Below are 13,841 nucleotides of genomic sequence, written 5' to 3'. Positions count from 1 at the left end.
CACCCAGTGTTTCAACCCATCAGAGGAGACATTCCATGCATACCTTCACTGTCAAAGGCATGAGCTGCGGCCACTGCGTGCGGGCCATCACCCAGGCGGTACAGGCGCTGGACGCCGCGGCGGACGTGCAGGTCGACCTGGGCGCCGGCGAAGTCCGCGTCGCCAGCCGGTTGGACGATTCAGCGATCCTCGCGGCGATTCGCGAGGAAGGCTACGAGGCCGAGGCGGCCTGACGCTTCATCCCTTGCGGGCCGGCGCCCTGCCGGCCCTCATGCCTGCGCGGGGTGCCAGTCGCGCACCAGGCCGCGGAACACCGCATCGAACAGCTCGCGGGTTTCCTGCAGCGGATCGAACAGGGCCGGGTCGCGCAGCCAGTCGCTGAGCAGGCCGAAAATCATTGCATGCACGGCGCGCGAGGCCACCTTGGGCGTCACGCCTGGCATGAGCCGCGTGAGGCAATCCGCGCGGTTGAACAGCTGCTCGCAAAGTTCGATGAACTGCCGGACGAACTGGTTGTGGCGCTCCTCGGCGTCGCGCAGTTCATCGGTGAATTCGCAGCGTTGCAGGAGGATGGTGAGGATGCGCCGCCGCTGCTCGTCGCGGGCGAGGTTCTCGACCACTTCCACGCTGAGCTGGAACAGCGATTCGATCGGATCGTGGCCGTCGCAGCCAGACAAGCGCTGCGCCAGTTGCTCGGGTGGCAGGCGAACCTGGTTGAGCATGTCGTTGAACAGATGGGCCTTGTTCTGGAAGTGCCAGTAGACCGCTCCACGGGTGACGCCGGCCGCGCGGGCGATCTCTTCCAGGCTGGTATTGGAGACGCCTTTGGCAAAAAAAAGGCCTTCAGCCGAGTCAAGAATCGTCTGACGTGTACGTTCCGAATCTTCTTTAGTTCTTCGCATGGCGCTTGTTGGTATACAGGCTAGGATCACTGAGTGACAGGCAGTTTACTGATTTTATTGCGCTAACAGTGCTTTACAGACACTGGCGTAGGTAAAAGTCGCACTGTCTTCGTCCCTCGGGTTTCGCCGTCAGTCATTTCCATGGAGAGGTTACATGCCGTTTGCCCGTCGTTTGCCCGTCGCGCTTGCTGTCGTTGGGTTGCCAGCCCTGTTCGTTGCCTGGGCCCAGGCCGAGGACAAAGCAGCGGCGCCAGCGCCTCCGCCCCCGGCGGTGACGGTCGAAGTGGCCAGGAGCGCCCCGGTGCCGCTGACCTTCGAGTACGCCGCGCGTACTGCCGGCTACCGCGAAGTGGAAGTGCGCGCCCAGGTCAGCGGTATCCTCCAGCGTCGCACCTATGAGGAAGGCCGGCCGGTGAAGGAGGGCCAGGTGCTGTTCCGTATCGACCCGCGCCCGTACCAGGCTGCACTGGGCCAGGCCAAGGGTTCGCTGGCGCAGACCCAGGCGCGCTATCGCCAGACCGAGCGTGACCTCAAGCGGATTCGTGAACTCCAGGCCAAGGGCTTCGCCAGCGAAAGCGAACTGGACCGCTACACCTCCGATTTCGAACAGGCCAAGGCCGACGTCGAGGCCGCCCGCGCCAACGTCCAGGCCAAGCAGATCGACCTCAACTACACCACGGTGACCGCGCCGATCTCCGGCATGGCGAGCAAGGAAGTGCGCTCCGAGGGTAGCCTGGTAGTGGCCAGCGACCCCAACTCCAGCCTGTTGACCAAGCTCACCCAGCTCGACCCGGTGTACGTCAACTTCGCCTACCCGGATACCCAGGCCGCGCAGATGAACGACGGGGTGAAGAGTGGTCGCTATATCCTGCCCAAGGACGGCAAGCTGACCGCCGAGTTGCGCTTCGGCGACGGCAGCAAGTACCCGATCGAAGGCGTCGTCGACTTCACTGACAGCTTCGTCAATACCGGCACCGGCACCGTGAATGCCCGTGCGGTGGTGCCCAATCCGCACAACCAGCTGATCCCCGGCCAGTTCGTGCGCATCCTGATCACCGGCATTACCCAGAACAATGCGGTCACCCTGCCCGAGCGTGCGCTGGCCCAGGGGCCGCGTGGCACCTTCGTCTATGTGGTGGACAAGGATGGCTTCGCCCGCGTGCGCCAGGTCACCACGTCCAAGACCGTGGACGGTCGCTGGATCATCGATGCCGGCGTAGACGATGGCGACCACGTCATCGTCGAGGGCATTCCCAAGGTAAGGCCGGACCAGCCGGTCAAGGCCAGCGAGGCACCACCGCAGACCCCCGCGACGCAACCCGCCCAGGCCAAGTCCTAAGGAGCGCCCATCGTGATCTCGCGCTTCTTCATCGAACGTCCCGTGTTCGCGATGGTGATATCCATCGTGATTCTGCTCGCCGGCCTCGTCGCCATGCGCGCACTGCCCATCGCCCAGTACCCCGAGATCGTGCCGCCGCAGGTGTCGGTGTCGGCCTCCTATCCCGGCGCCAGCTCGCAGGTGATCGCCGAAACCGTGGCGGCGCCTCTTGAACAGGAAATCAACGGCGTAGAGGGCATGATCTACCAGCTGTCGAACTCCGACAGCAGCGGTGCCATGAGCCTGACCGTGTACTTCGAGGTAGGCACCGACCCGGACCAGGCCACCATCGACGTCAACAACAAGGTGCAGGCTGCGCTCGCCAAGCTGCCTGAAGAAGTTCGTCGGCAGGGGGTGCAGGTGGAGAAGAAATCCTCCGACATCCTGCAGGTGGTGACCCTGTTCTCGCCGGACAACTCCCGCGACCCGATCTTCATCAGCAACTACGCGCTGATCAACGTGATCGACGACCTCAAGCGGATTCCCGGGGTGGGTGACGTCAGCCAGTTCGGCTCCAAGGATTACTCCATGCGCATCTGGCTGCGGCCGGACAAGCTGGCGCAATACAACATGACTCCCTCGGACGTCGCCAGCGCGATCCGCGAGCAGAACTCGCAGTTCGCCGCCGGCAGCTTCGGTCAGCAGCCCATGAAGGAGCCGCAGGACTTCACCTACATGGCGACCGCCCAGGGGCGGTTCACCGATCCCAAGGAGTTCGAGAGCATCATCCTGCGCAGCGATCCAACAGGTGCCAGCCTGTTGCTCAAGGATGTGGCGCGAGTCGAACTGGGGGCCCAGGACTACTCCCTGGTGACCTCGCTCAACGGTCAGCAGAACGCCGCCTTCGGTATCTACCTGCAGCCGGGCGCCAACGCACTGGATACCGCCCAGGCCGTGCGCGACCACATGGACGCCATGGCGAAGCGCTTCCCCGAGGGCATCACCTACAAGATTCCCTACGACACTACCATCTTCGTGCAGGTCTCCATCGAGGAGGTGATCCATACCTTCATCGAGGCGCTGATCCTGGTGATGATCGTGGTCTTCGTGTTCCTGCAGAGCATCCGTGCCACGCTGATCCCGGTCCTGGCGATTCCCGTCTCGCTGGTCGGCACCTTCGCCGGCATGTACCTGATGGGGTTCTCCATCAACCTGCTGTCGTTGTTCGGCATGGTGCTGGCAATCGGCATCGTGGTGGACGACGCCATCGTGGTGCTGGAAAACGTCGAGCGGGTGATGCGCACCGAGAAGCTCGGGCCCAAGGAAGCGGCGATCAAGGCCATGGAGGAGGTGACCGGGCCGATCGTTGCCATCGTGCTGGTGCTGTGCGCGGTGTTCATCCCTGTCGGTTTCCTCGGTGGCCTGGCCGGGCAGATGTACAAGCAGTTCGCGATCACCATCGCGGTGTCGGTGGTGATCTCCGGCATCGTCGCGCTGACATTGTCACCGGCACTCTGCGCACTGATTCTCAAGCCCGAACACAAGGAGCCGGCGGCACCGTTCCGCTGGTTCAACCGCATGTTCGAGAAGGCCACCAATGGCTACGGCGCCGGCGTGCAGTTCTTCCTCAAGCGCGCTGCGCTCGGCCTGCTGCTGTTCGGCGGGATGATCGCCTTGCTGGTCATCCTCTTCGGCCGGGTACCGGGCTCGCTGGTGCCGGACGAGGACCAGGGCTACGTACTCAACGCCTACTTCCTGCCGCCGGCGGCGTCGCTGACGCGGACCGAGAAGCTCACCAGCGACGTCACCCATCAGTTGATGAAGCACCCCGCGGTGCAGGACGTGGTGACCTTCGCCGGCTTCGACATTCTCACCTTCGGCACCCGCAGCAACGCCGGGGTGTCCTTCGTGCCGCTGAAGGACTGGAAGGAGCGCACCACGCCCGAACTGGACGCGCGCAACCTGACCCATGAATTCATGAAGATGGGCGCGGGCCAGGAAGATGGCGTGGTGATGTCCTTCAACCCCCCACCGATCACCGGCATGAGTACCACCGGCGGCTTCGAGGCGTATATCCAGGACCGTAGCGGCGGCACCTCCGAGCAGTTGGAAGAGGTGACCATGAAGTTTCTCGCCGCCGCGGCCAAGCGCCCGGAACTGGCGGGGGTCAACACCACCTTCAACGCCAACGTGCCGCAGTACTACATCGACCTGGACCGTACCAAGGCGCGCTCGCTGGGAGTGGCGATCAACGACGTGTTCACCGCCATGCAGTCGACCTTTGGCAGCTACTACGTCAACGACTTCACCCTCTATGGCCGGACCTGGCAGGTCACCCTGGAATCGGAGCCGGAGTTCCGCCGCAAACCGGATGACCTGAGCCAGGTCTTCGTGCGCTCATCCACCGGTGATCTGGTGCCGCTTTCCACGCTGATCTCGGTCAAGCGCATCCTTGGCCCCGACTCCTATGCACGCTTCAACGTCTTCCCGGCGGCCAAGCTGCTCGGTGGCCCGGCGCCGGGCTACAGCTCCGGGCAGTCGCTGGCGGCGATGCAGGAAGTGGCCAACCAGGTGCTGGGGGAGAACTACACCCTGGCCTGGATCGGCTCGGCGTACCAGGAACTGGCGACCCAGGGTTCGGGCAGCACCGCATTCATCTTCGGCCTGATCCTGGTGTTCCTCATCCTCGCTGCGCAGTACGAGCGCTGGACCTTGCCGCTGGCGGTGGTTACCGCCGTGCCGTTCGCGGTTTTCGGCGCGATCCTGGCGATCTGGCTGCGCGGGCTGGATAACGACGTGTACTTCCAGGTCGGCCTGGTAACCCTGATCGGCCTGGCGGCAAAGAACGCCATCCTGATCATCGAATTCGCCGTGCTGTGCCGCGAAGAGCAGGGCATGGGGCCGGTGGAAGCGGCACTCGAGGCGGCCAAGCTGCGTTTCCGCCCCATCGTGATGACCTCGCTGGCCTTCATCCTGGGTTGCGTGCCCTTGGCCATCAGCACCGGCGCCGGCTCCGCCAGCCGGCACTCGATCGGTACCGGCGTGATCGGCGGCATGCTCGCCGCGACCCTGCTGGCAACCTTCCTCATCCCGATGTTCTACATGCTGGTGGAGTCGGCGGCCGACAAGCTCAGCGGGCGCAAGAACAAGGCCAAGCCCGCTGCAGAAGGGACGCACGAGGTCTGATATTGCGACAGGTCCGGCCTGCGCGGCCGGACCTGACTCTCCCACTATTTTGGGAGTTGCCTCGGGAAGTGCTTAGGGAGCTTGCTAATTTTTCGGGCCAAGCCACAATGCATGGCTTCGCCGCGCCACCCGTGCGGGCCAACAAGATATCCACATCTGCCTGCCCGCGGTCCCCACCGCTTTTTGGCGGTCGCGTGTGACCAGGTGATCCATGAACCTCCGCATCCTGCTGATCCTCGGCGCCCTCAGCGCCTTCGGGCCCATGGCCATCGATTTCTACCTGCCCAGCTTCCCGGCGCTGGCGCTGGCGTTCGGCACCGATGTCGAACATGTGCAGTTGAGTCTCTCGGCCTACTTCGCCGGCCTCGCCATTGGCCAGTTGCTCTATGGCCCGCTGGCCGATCGAATCGGGCGGCGTATTCCGTTGCTGCTGGGTGTGAGTATCTTCACCGCGGCATCCCTGGCCTGTGCCTCTGCGCCGAGCCTGGAATGGCTGATCGGTGCGCGTTTCGTGCAGGCGCTCGGGGGCTGTGCGGGGATGGTGATTTCGCGGGCAGTGGTGCGTGACCTGTGCGATCCCATCGCAGCCGCCAAGGCTTTCTCGCAACTGATGCTGGTGATGGGGCTGGCGCCGATCCTCGCTCCGCTGGGGGGCGGGTTGCTGCTCAGCCTGTCCGGCTGGCAATCGATCTTCTATTGCCTGACGCTGTTCAGCGCACTGGCGGGCGGGGCCATCGCGCTGTGGTTGCCGGAGACCATTCCGGCTGGGCCGCGCGCGCCACTGCGAGGGGCGCTGAAGCAGTACCGTGCGCTGTTCCGCGACCGCTCCTTCATCACCTATGCACTCACCGGTGGGGTCGCCATTGCCGGGATGTTCTCCTACATCGCCGGCTCGCCCTTCGTGTTCATCGAACTCTACGGCGTGCCGGCGGAGCACTACGGCTGGATCTTCGGCAGCAACGCGGCAGGCTTCATCCTGATGGCGCAGGTCAACGCGCGGCTGCTGCGCTATCGCGGGCCCGGGTTCTGGCTGCGCCGGGCGGTATGGGTGTACTTCGGCTGCGGCGTGGCGCTGCTGGTCATCACCCTGGCCAAGCCCGAGCACCTGTGGCCGCTGCTGGTACCGCTGTTCGGAGCCATCGCCAGCCTTGGCTTCCTGATGCCCAACTCATCGGCTTGCGCGATGGCCAGCCAAGGCCGGCACGCCGGGAGCGCGTCGGCGCTGATGGGCAGCCTGCAGTTCACCGTCGCGGCCGGTGCTTCTGCGCTGGTCGGTGCCTTGCACGACGGCTCGGCGCTGCCGATGGCCGTGGTCATTACTGTCTGCGGCCTGGTGGCCGCGGTGCTCGGCTGGCTGAGCGGGCAGATCAGCGAGCGCGCGGCCTGATCAACTGGCGGCGCGTTGCACCAGCTCTGGCAGTCGGTGCGGCGCTTTCAGGCGGGCTTCGAGGGTAGCGACGAAACTGCGCGCCTCCCGCTCGCTGCGGAAGCGCACGGCCTGCTGATCGAGGCAGACTTCCCACGGCTGGTCTTTGCGGAGGCTGGACGGACGGACGAGGATGTTCACGGTGCGCACCCCTGTGCTGTCAGGTGAAAAGGGACTCTCAGTGTAGTCCCGCCAGATGGCGGTTGCGGGTGCGACCCGTGGTCGCCGACATGCGGTGGCGGCTCCGCTGGAAAGCCCTCCAACCTCCGTTCCAGAGCGCTGCGTCGATTGTCGCGCCGCTTCGCTGAAAAATCCTGCAAAGCAATAGTGCCCGGCCGCCTGCGCATCGTGCGGGAGGACTACGACCAAAGGTTGATGGTGGGGTGGCGATCCCCGTCCATACTCGTTGTTCGACCTCGATAACAACAATAAGAGGCAGTGACGATGAGTTACCGGCAGTCCCATGAGCGCTCCATCGCCGAGCCTTCCGCCTTCTGGGCCGAGCAGGCCGGCCGCGTGGCCTGGTACCGCGCCCCGCAGGACACCTTGCAAGCCTTGCCTGATGGCAGTCATCGCTGGTTCGCCGATGGCCGCCTGAACACTTGCTACCTTGCCCTCGACCGGCAGATCGAGCTCGGCCGTGGCAACCAGGCCGCACTGATCTACGACTCCCCCGTGACCAACACCCAGCAGCGCTTCAGCTACCTGGAACTGCGCGATGAAGTGGCGCGCCTGGCTGGCGCCCTGCGCGCGCTGGGTGTGGAGAAGGGCGACGGGGTGATCATCTACATGCCGATGGTGCCCCAGGCGGCCATGGCCATGCTGGCCTGCGCGCGCCTTGGCGCCGTGCACTCGGTGGTCTTCGGCGGCTTCGCGCCCCACGAGCTGGCGCTGCGCATCGACGATGCCAAGCCCAAGCTGGTGCTCACCGCCTCCTGCGGCCTGGAGTTCGAGCGGGTGATCGAATACAAGCCGCTGGTGGACAAGGCCCTGGAGCTGGCCAGCCACCAGCCGGCCCACGTACTGCTGCTGCAACGCCCGCAGGCGATGGCTGAGCTGTGTGCCGGCCGCGACCTGGACTGGCGTGAAACCCTGGCCCACGCGCAACCGGTCGACCCGGTGGAAGTCGCCAGCGGCGACCCGCTGTACATCATGTATACCTCCGGCACGACCGGGAAACCCAAGGGCATCGTGCGTGACAACGGTGGCCATGCGGTGGCGCTGAGTTACGCGTTGCCGAGCATCTTCGGTCTGCAGCCGGGAGACGTCTGGTGGGGAGTTTCCGACGTTGGCTGGGTGGTCGGTCACTCGCTGATCGTCTACGGCCCGTTGATGCACGGCTGCACCACGGTGTTCTACGAGGGCAAGCCGGTGCGTACACCGGATGCCGGCAGCTACTGGCGGGTGATCGAGGAGCACCGGGTCAACAGCCTGTTCTGTGCGCCCACGGCGATCCGCGCTATTCGCAAGGAAGATCCCCAGGGTGATCTGCTCAAACGTTACGACCTGAGTTCGCTGCGGCACCTGTTCCTGGCCGGCGAGAAGCTCGACAGCAGCACGCAGCACTGGCTCGAGGAACTCACCGGCAAGCCTGTGCACGATCACTGGTGGCAGACCGAGACCGGCTGGCCGGTGACCGCGCCTTGCACCGGCCTGGGCGGCCATGACCTGCGCGCCGGCTCCACCAACCGCGCGGTACCCGGTTATGACGTGAGGGTAGTGGATGACGAAGGCCGGCTGCTGGGGCCGAACGAACAGGGCTCCATCGTCATCGCCCTGCCGTTGCCCCCCGGTTGTGCGCAGACGCTTTGGAACGATCATCCGCGCTACCTACAGGCCTACCTGAAGACCTATCCCGGCTACTACCACACCGGTGACGGCGGCTACCTGGACGAGGAGGGCTTCGTCTACATCATGGGGCGTACCGATGACGTGATAAACGTCTCCGGCCACCGCCTTTCCACTGGCGAGATGGAGGAGCTGCTGGCGCTGCACGAAGCCGTCGCCGAATGCGCGGTGATCGCCGTTCAGGACGACCTCAAGGGACATGTGCCGCTGGGGCTGGTGGTGCTCAAGGATGGTACGCAGGTGACCGAAGGCAACCTGCAGCGCGAACTGGTGGCGCTGGTGCGCGAGCGTATCGGCGCACTGGCCTGCTTCCAGCGGGCGCTGGTGGTGAAGCGCCTGCCCAAGACACGCTCCGGCAAGATCCTCCGCGCCGTGCTGCGCAAGATTGCCGATGGCGAGGCTTACGCGCCGCCGTCCACCATCGACGATCCGGCTATTCTCGGCGAGATCGCCGAGCGCCTTGGCCAGGCAGGTCTGGCCAAGGCTGGCTGATATCCCACGACGCCGGCCTGGCCGGCGTATTTCCAGGACCGCACTCGTTGCGGCCCTTTTTTATTCCGTCTATCGCCAAACCTTGGTCCGGCAGGAATGCCAGACGTTTGCCATCTAGAATGATGTCATCTGGCCTCTATCGGTAGTATTGCGCCCATGTCCAAGCGCGTTGTCCTCGATGACGAGGAGCTCCAGGCTCTGCGCGAGATCACTGCGCGCGCACCCAGGCGGCCCGTGGTGCTGCTGGTGGACGATGACCGCGTCGTGCTGGCCCGCATACGCCGGTTGATCGAAGGGGCCAACCTGCGGTGTCTCACCGCCAGCAGCGCAGCATTGGCGTTGCGGCGTATCCATCGGGAAGAAGCGACCATCGACCTGCTGGTCAGCGGCCTGGCGCTGGAGAGCGACGGGCCGGGGCTGGCGTTCATCCGCGAGCTGAACAGGGCCGGCACCTTCCTGCCGATCATCGTGCTGTCCGCGCGCAGCGATCTTGGGGACTCTCTCTGCGATACACCGCTGAACGTGCTGAGTTTCCTGTCGAAACCCGTTGATCCAGCCAGTTTCCTGCATGCGCTCAGCCATAGCCTGTAGGAGCGCGCCATGCCCGCGGTGCGTGCATGGCGTGCTACTGCAAGAGGTTGATCCAGCGGCGATGGCGCCGGAGCGGTGCGCTACAGTGTCTGTGCCTTGAAGGTGTCGCACTTGCCCGGCGAGCCGCTTTCGAAGCCGAGCTTGAACCAGCGCACACGCTGTGCGGACGAGCCATGGGTGAAGGAGTCCGGCATCACCGTACCGCGCGCCTGGCGTTGCAGGTGGTCATCGCCAATGGCGTTGGCGGCGTTCAGCGCCTCTTCCACGTCGCCCGGCTCCAGCCAGTTCAGGCGCTGCTGGGCGTGGTTGGCCCAGACGCCGGCGAAGCAGTCGGCCTGCAATTCCTGGCGTACCGAAAGCCCGTTGGCGCCTTCCATGCGCGCGCCGCGCTGGCGTGCGGCGTTGATCTTGGCGGAGATGCCCAGCAGGTTCTGTACGTGGTGGCCGACTTCGTGGGCGATCACGTAGGCCTGGGCGAAGTCGCCAGCGGCGGAGAACTTCTGTTCCATCTCGCGGAAGAAGCCCAGGTCGAGGTATACGCGGTGGTCGCCGGGGCAGTAGAACGGGCCCACGGCCGAGGAGGCGAAGCCGCACGCCGAGTTCACCCCACCGTTGAAGAGGATCAGCTTGGGCTGTTCGTACTGCTGGTTGCTGCGGGCGAAGATCTCGCCCCAGGTGTCCTCGGTGTCGCCGAGGATCGACTGGACGAACTCGACCTGCGGGTCGCTGCCAGTGGCTGGCTTGCCCTGGGTCGGACGGCTCGGTGCCTGCTGCTGGGAAACGTCCATCTGCCCCAGCAGAGAGCCGAGTATGGTCATCGGGTCTTGCCCGGAAAGCAGGCCGATCACCACCACGATGGCCACGCCACCCAGGCTCAGGCCGCGGCCGCCGATGCGCATGCCTCCGCCGCCGCCCATGCCGCCACCGGTTTCATCGCGGGCATCCACTACGTTGTCGCTGCGTCGTCCTTTGCGCCATTGCATGGCGGCATCTCCATCGAACAGGTGGGTTCAGTGTTGTCTCGGGTGGGGCAGGCCGCCAGCCCGGTCGTCAGGCGAAACGGTGCAGCAGCTCTGCGCGGGCCAGTAGCTGGACGTCGCCGCCGACGCGGACGTCATCGTCCTGGCCGACCTGTACGTCGAGTCGGCTCGGGCGGCCGACAAAGCGCCCCTGGGTGAGGTGGAACAGCTCGCCGCGGCGTGCCTTGCCCAGCTCCACCAGGTAGGCGGCGACGGGGCCGGCGGCACTGCCGGTGGCGATGTCCTCGATGATCCCGGCGCCGTCCCAGGTACGGCCTTCGCGATTATCCACATCCAGGACGAAAACGAAGGCGGCATTGAGCCTGGCCAGTTCGGCCGTCAGATCTGTGCACTGGCGCACGCGTCCCAGGGCTTCCGCGCGGACCGGCAGCAGCAGATAGGGCAGGCCGGTACTGACCACCGCGGCGGGGTAGTCGGCTAGGTCGGCGGCAGACAGCGAGAAGGCCTCGGCGAACCAGCGGCGCGCGTCATCGTCCAGCACAGTGCCGAAGTCGGCAGGGCCCTGATTCATCTCGGCGTGGAAGCCCGTTCCGCGGCGGCGCGTGACCACCTTCACCGCCTTTGCCGGCAGCTCCAGTGTCCAGTGTTCCTCTTCGCCGCGCTGGTGCAGGTGGTGCAGCAGCGCCGCGGCGCCCAGTACCGGATGGCCGGCGAAGGGCAGTTCCTCGTCGACGGTGAAGATGCGCGCCGAATAGGTGTCCAGCGTGGCCGAGGGGAACAGGAAGATCGACTCGAACTGGCGCAGCTCCTGGGTCAGCGCCAGCAGGGTCTGGGCGGGGATGCCGCGGGCGTCGGGGAACACCGCCAGGCCATTGCCGGTGAGCGGCTGGTCGGCGAAGACGTCGAGTTGCCAGTACTGTTGCGCGGACATGGGCCTCCAGATGCCGCCCTTGAGCGGCGCAAAGAAAAACTCGACAGCCAGCCTAGCGAGCTATATGTTCGCCGACAAGAAAGCGCAGGTCACAGCGCCGCGCTTTCCAGGCCACCGCAGTGGCCGGCGTCGCTCGGACGGTTCCGGGCGCCTACGTTAATCAGAGGACACCATGACTGAACCCCGTTCAGCTCGTCGCTTTGCGCGCATCGATCGCCTGCCCCCCTACGTTTTCAACATCACCGCCGAGCTGAAGATGGCCGCCCGCCGCCGTGGCGAGGACATCATCGACCTGTCCATGGGCAACCCGGACGGGGCCACGCCGCCGCACATCGTCGAGAAACTCTGCCAGGTCGCCCAGCGCGAAGACACCCACGGCTACTCCACCTCCCGTGGCATTCCGCGCCTGCGTCGCGCCATCTCGCACTGGTACCGCGACCGCTACGAGGTCGAGATCGACCCGGAGTCCGAAGCCATCGTGACCATTGGCTCCAAGGAGGGCCTGGCGCACCTGATGCTGGCGACCCTGGACCACGGCGACACCATTCTTGTGCCCAACCCCAGCTACCCGATCCACATCTACGGCGCGGTGATCGCCGGCGCCCAGGTGCGCTCGGTGCCGCTGGTGCCGGGAATCGACTTCTTCAACGAGCTGGAGCGGGCGATCCGCGAGTCGATTCCCAAGCCGAAGATGATGATCCTCGGCTTCCCCTCCAACCCCACCGCGCAGTGCGTGGAGCTGGACTTCTTCGAGCGCGTGGTCGATCTCGCCAAGCGCTACGACGTGCTGGTGGTGCACGACCTGGCCTACGCGGACATCACCTTCGACGGCTGGAAAGCCCCGTCGATCATGCAGGTGCCCGGCGCCAAGGACATCGCGGTGGAGTTCTTCACCCTGTCCAAGAGCTACAACATGGCGGGCTGGCGCATCGGCTTCATGGTCGGCAACCCGGAACTGGTCTCGGCCCTGGCGCGGATCAAGAGCTACCACGACTACGGCACCTTCACCCCGCTGCAGGTAGCTGCCATTGCCGCGCTGGAAGGCGACCAGCAGTGCGTGCGCGACATCGCCGAGCAGTACCAGAAGCGCCGCGATGTGCTGGTCAAAGGGCTGCACGAGGCTGGCTGGATGGTGGAGAACCCCAAGGCCTCGATGTATATCTGGGCAAAGATCCCCGAGCCCTACGCCCACCTGGGCTCGCTGGAGTTCGCCAAGAAGCTGCTCAAGGATGCCAAGGTCTCGGTGTCGCCCGGCATCGGCTTTGGTGACTACGGCGACGACCACGTGCGCTTTGCCCTGATCGAGAACCGCGACCGCCTGCGTCAGGCCGTGCGTGGGATCAAGGCGATGTTCCGCGCCGACGGCCTGTTGCCGGCCAAGGCCGAGTGAAAGCCGCATGAATGAAAAGGGCGACCCGACGGTCGCCCTTTTCATTTGGAGTCCCTCACCCCTTCGTGCTCGCGGAGCATTGCCGCGCGGGAACCTGGAGAGTGCCCCGTGCGCCGGAAGCCCCATCCCACCTCCGCCAGCGCTCAGGGGTGAGGGATAGCCCTGGCGTCAGTGTGCCGGGTAGTCGGCGATCACTTCGCGCTGACCGGCCTTGTTCAGGCCCACGACCTGGTAGGCGTCATGCCGGTCGCCCATTTCCATGCCCGGCGAGCCCATCGGCATGCCCGGTACGGCGGCGCCGATCAGGTCGGCTCGCTCGCGCAGCTTGAGGACGTCGGCCGCCGGCACGTGGCCTTCGACGAATTTGCCGTCGATCACGCCGGTGTGGCACGAGCCCATGCTGTAAGGCACGCCGAGTTTGGTCTTCACTGCACTCATATCCGCCTCGACATGGTCGTTGACGGTGAAACCATTGCTTTCCAGATGCTTGATCCAGTCCTTGCAGCAACTGCAATTGGCATCGCGGTGCACGTCGATGGTCAGCGGCTCGGCGGCCTGGGCGGCGCCGGCAACAAGGGCAGTGAGCAGAAGCAGGGTGCGCATGGTTGGAACCTCGAAATTCGAACGCGACCGAGCATACTCCCGCGGGTGTCGCGGCCCCACCCGCGGTTTGTTTCCCCATATGACGCGGGCGTCGAACTTGCCGTGCCGTGCGGGGTCTCTAGCTGATCGGTGGTGCGTCCGCGACTCCCGGTCGCAGGTACGGACGCTCGGCAA

Annotated in this window: 11 protein-coding genes and 1 pseudogene; 7 read left to right on the top strand and 5 right to left on the bottom strand. The window is 65.3% G+C overall.

Annotation, left to right across the window (positions count from 1 at the left end; genetic code table 11):
• Positions 1-35 precede the first annotated feature (35 nt).
• Entirely contained in the window at positions 36-233 is a 198-nt protein-coding gene (locus L6D89_RS16130; protein WP_024763044.1) for a heavy-metal-associated domain-containing protein, read from the top strand.
• Positions 234-269: 36 nt separating this feature from the next.
• On the opposite strand, the gene L6D89_RS16125 is transcribed toward L6D89_RS16130, so the two are convergent.
• Positions 270-902: a TetR family transcriptional regulator gene (locus tag L6D89_RS16125; protein WP_236200462.1), complete on the bottom strand. Its 633-nt coding sequence runs from the start codon at positions 900-902 to the stop codon at positions 270-272.
• Positions 903-1,056: 154 nt separating this feature from the next.
• Between L6D89_RS16125 and L6D89_RS16120 the strand changes: the two genes are divergently transcribed.
• From L6D89_RS16120 to L6D89_RS16110, 3 genes are all read left to right on the top strand, one after another.
• Entirely contained in the window at positions 1,057-2,241 is a 1,185-nt protein-coding gene (locus L6D89_RS16120; RefSeq protein ID WP_236200461.1) for an efflux RND transporter periplasmic adaptor subunit, read from the top strand.
• Positions 2,242-2,253: 12 nt separating this feature from the next.
• A complete protein-coding gene (locus L6D89_RS16115; RefSeq protein WP_236200460.1) occupies positions 2,254-5,406 on the top strand; it encodes an efflux RND transporter permease subunit in 3,153 nt (1,050 codons plus the stop codon).
• A gap of 211 nt (positions 5,407-5,617) precedes the next feature.
• A complete protein-coding gene (locus tag L6D89_RS16110) occupies positions 5,618-6,793 on the top strand; it encodes a multidrug effflux MFS transporter (protein WP_236200459.1) in 1,176 nt (391 codons plus the stop codon).
• On the opposite strand, the gene L6D89_RS16105 is transcribed toward L6D89_RS16110, so the two are convergent.
• Positions 6,794-6,973 (bottom strand): hypothetical protein, encoded by a 180-nt coding sequence (locus tag L6D89_RS16105; protein WP_236200458.1) that lies wholly within the window; start codon positions 6,971-6,973, stop codon positions 6,794-6,796.
• A 303-nt stretch (positions 6,974-7,276) separates the two neighbouring features.
• Here L6D89_RS16105 and L6D89_RS16100 point away from each other — a divergent pair, with 303 nt between their 5' ends.
• Both L6D89_RS16100 and L6D89_RS16095 read left to right on the top strand, forming a co-directional pair.
• On the top strand, positions 7,277-9,172 hold the full coding sequence (locus L6D89_RS16100; RefSeq protein WP_236200457.1) for a propionyl-CoA synthetase: 1,896 nt from the start codon (positions 7,277-7,279) through the stop codon (positions 9,170-9,172).
• A gap of 156 nt (positions 9,173-9,328) precedes the next feature.
• On the top strand, positions 9,329-9,763 hold the full coding sequence (locus tag L6D89_RS16095) for a response regulator (protein WP_236200456.1): 435 nt from the start codon (positions 9,329-9,331) through the stop codon (positions 9,761-9,763).
• Between the two features lie 80 nt (positions 9,764-9,843).
• Here the strand turns inward: L6D89_RS16095 and ypfJ are convergent, their stop codons facing one another.
• A complete protein-coding gene (gene ypfJ, locus L6D89_RS16090) occupies positions 9,844-10,746 on the bottom strand; it encodes a KPN_02809 family neutral zinc metallopeptidase (RefSeq protein WP_236200455.1) in 903 nt (300 codons plus the stop codon).
• A gap of 67 nt (positions 10,747-10,813) precedes the next feature.
• Complete coding sequence (locus tag L6D89_RS16085; RefSeq protein WP_236200454.1) at positions 10,814-11,674, bottom strand: PhzF family phenazine biosynthesis protein; 861 nt, start codon at positions 11,672-11,674, stop codon at positions 10,814-10,816.
• 172 nt (positions 11,675-11,846) lie between these two features.
• On the opposite strand from L6D89_RS16085, the gene alaC reads away from it, so the two are divergent.
• The gene (gene alaC, locus L6D89_RS16080; RefSeq protein WP_236200453.1) at positions 11,847-13,064 is read left to right on the top strand and encodes an alanine transaminase; all 1,218 of its coding nucleotides are present in this window, start codon (positions 11,847-11,849) and stop codon (positions 13,062-13,064) included.
• A 168-nt stretch (positions 13,065-13,232) separates the two neighbouring features.
• Here the strand turns inward: alaC and L6D89_RS16075 are convergent.
• Positions 13,233-13,684, bottom strand: a pseudogene (locus tag L6D89_RS16075) (DUF411 domain-containing protein).
• Positions 13,685-13,841 lie beyond the last annotated feature (157 nt).

The organism is Pseudomonas pseudonitroreducens (genome assembly GCF_021603645.1).
GTDB lineage: Bacteria > Pseudomonadota > Gammaproteobacteria > Pseudomonadales > Pseudomonadaceae > Pseudomonas > Pseudomonas pseudonitroreducens.
The sequence above is the reverse complement of the archived record's forward strand: the minus strand, read 5'-3'. Positions and strand labels throughout refer to the sequence as shown.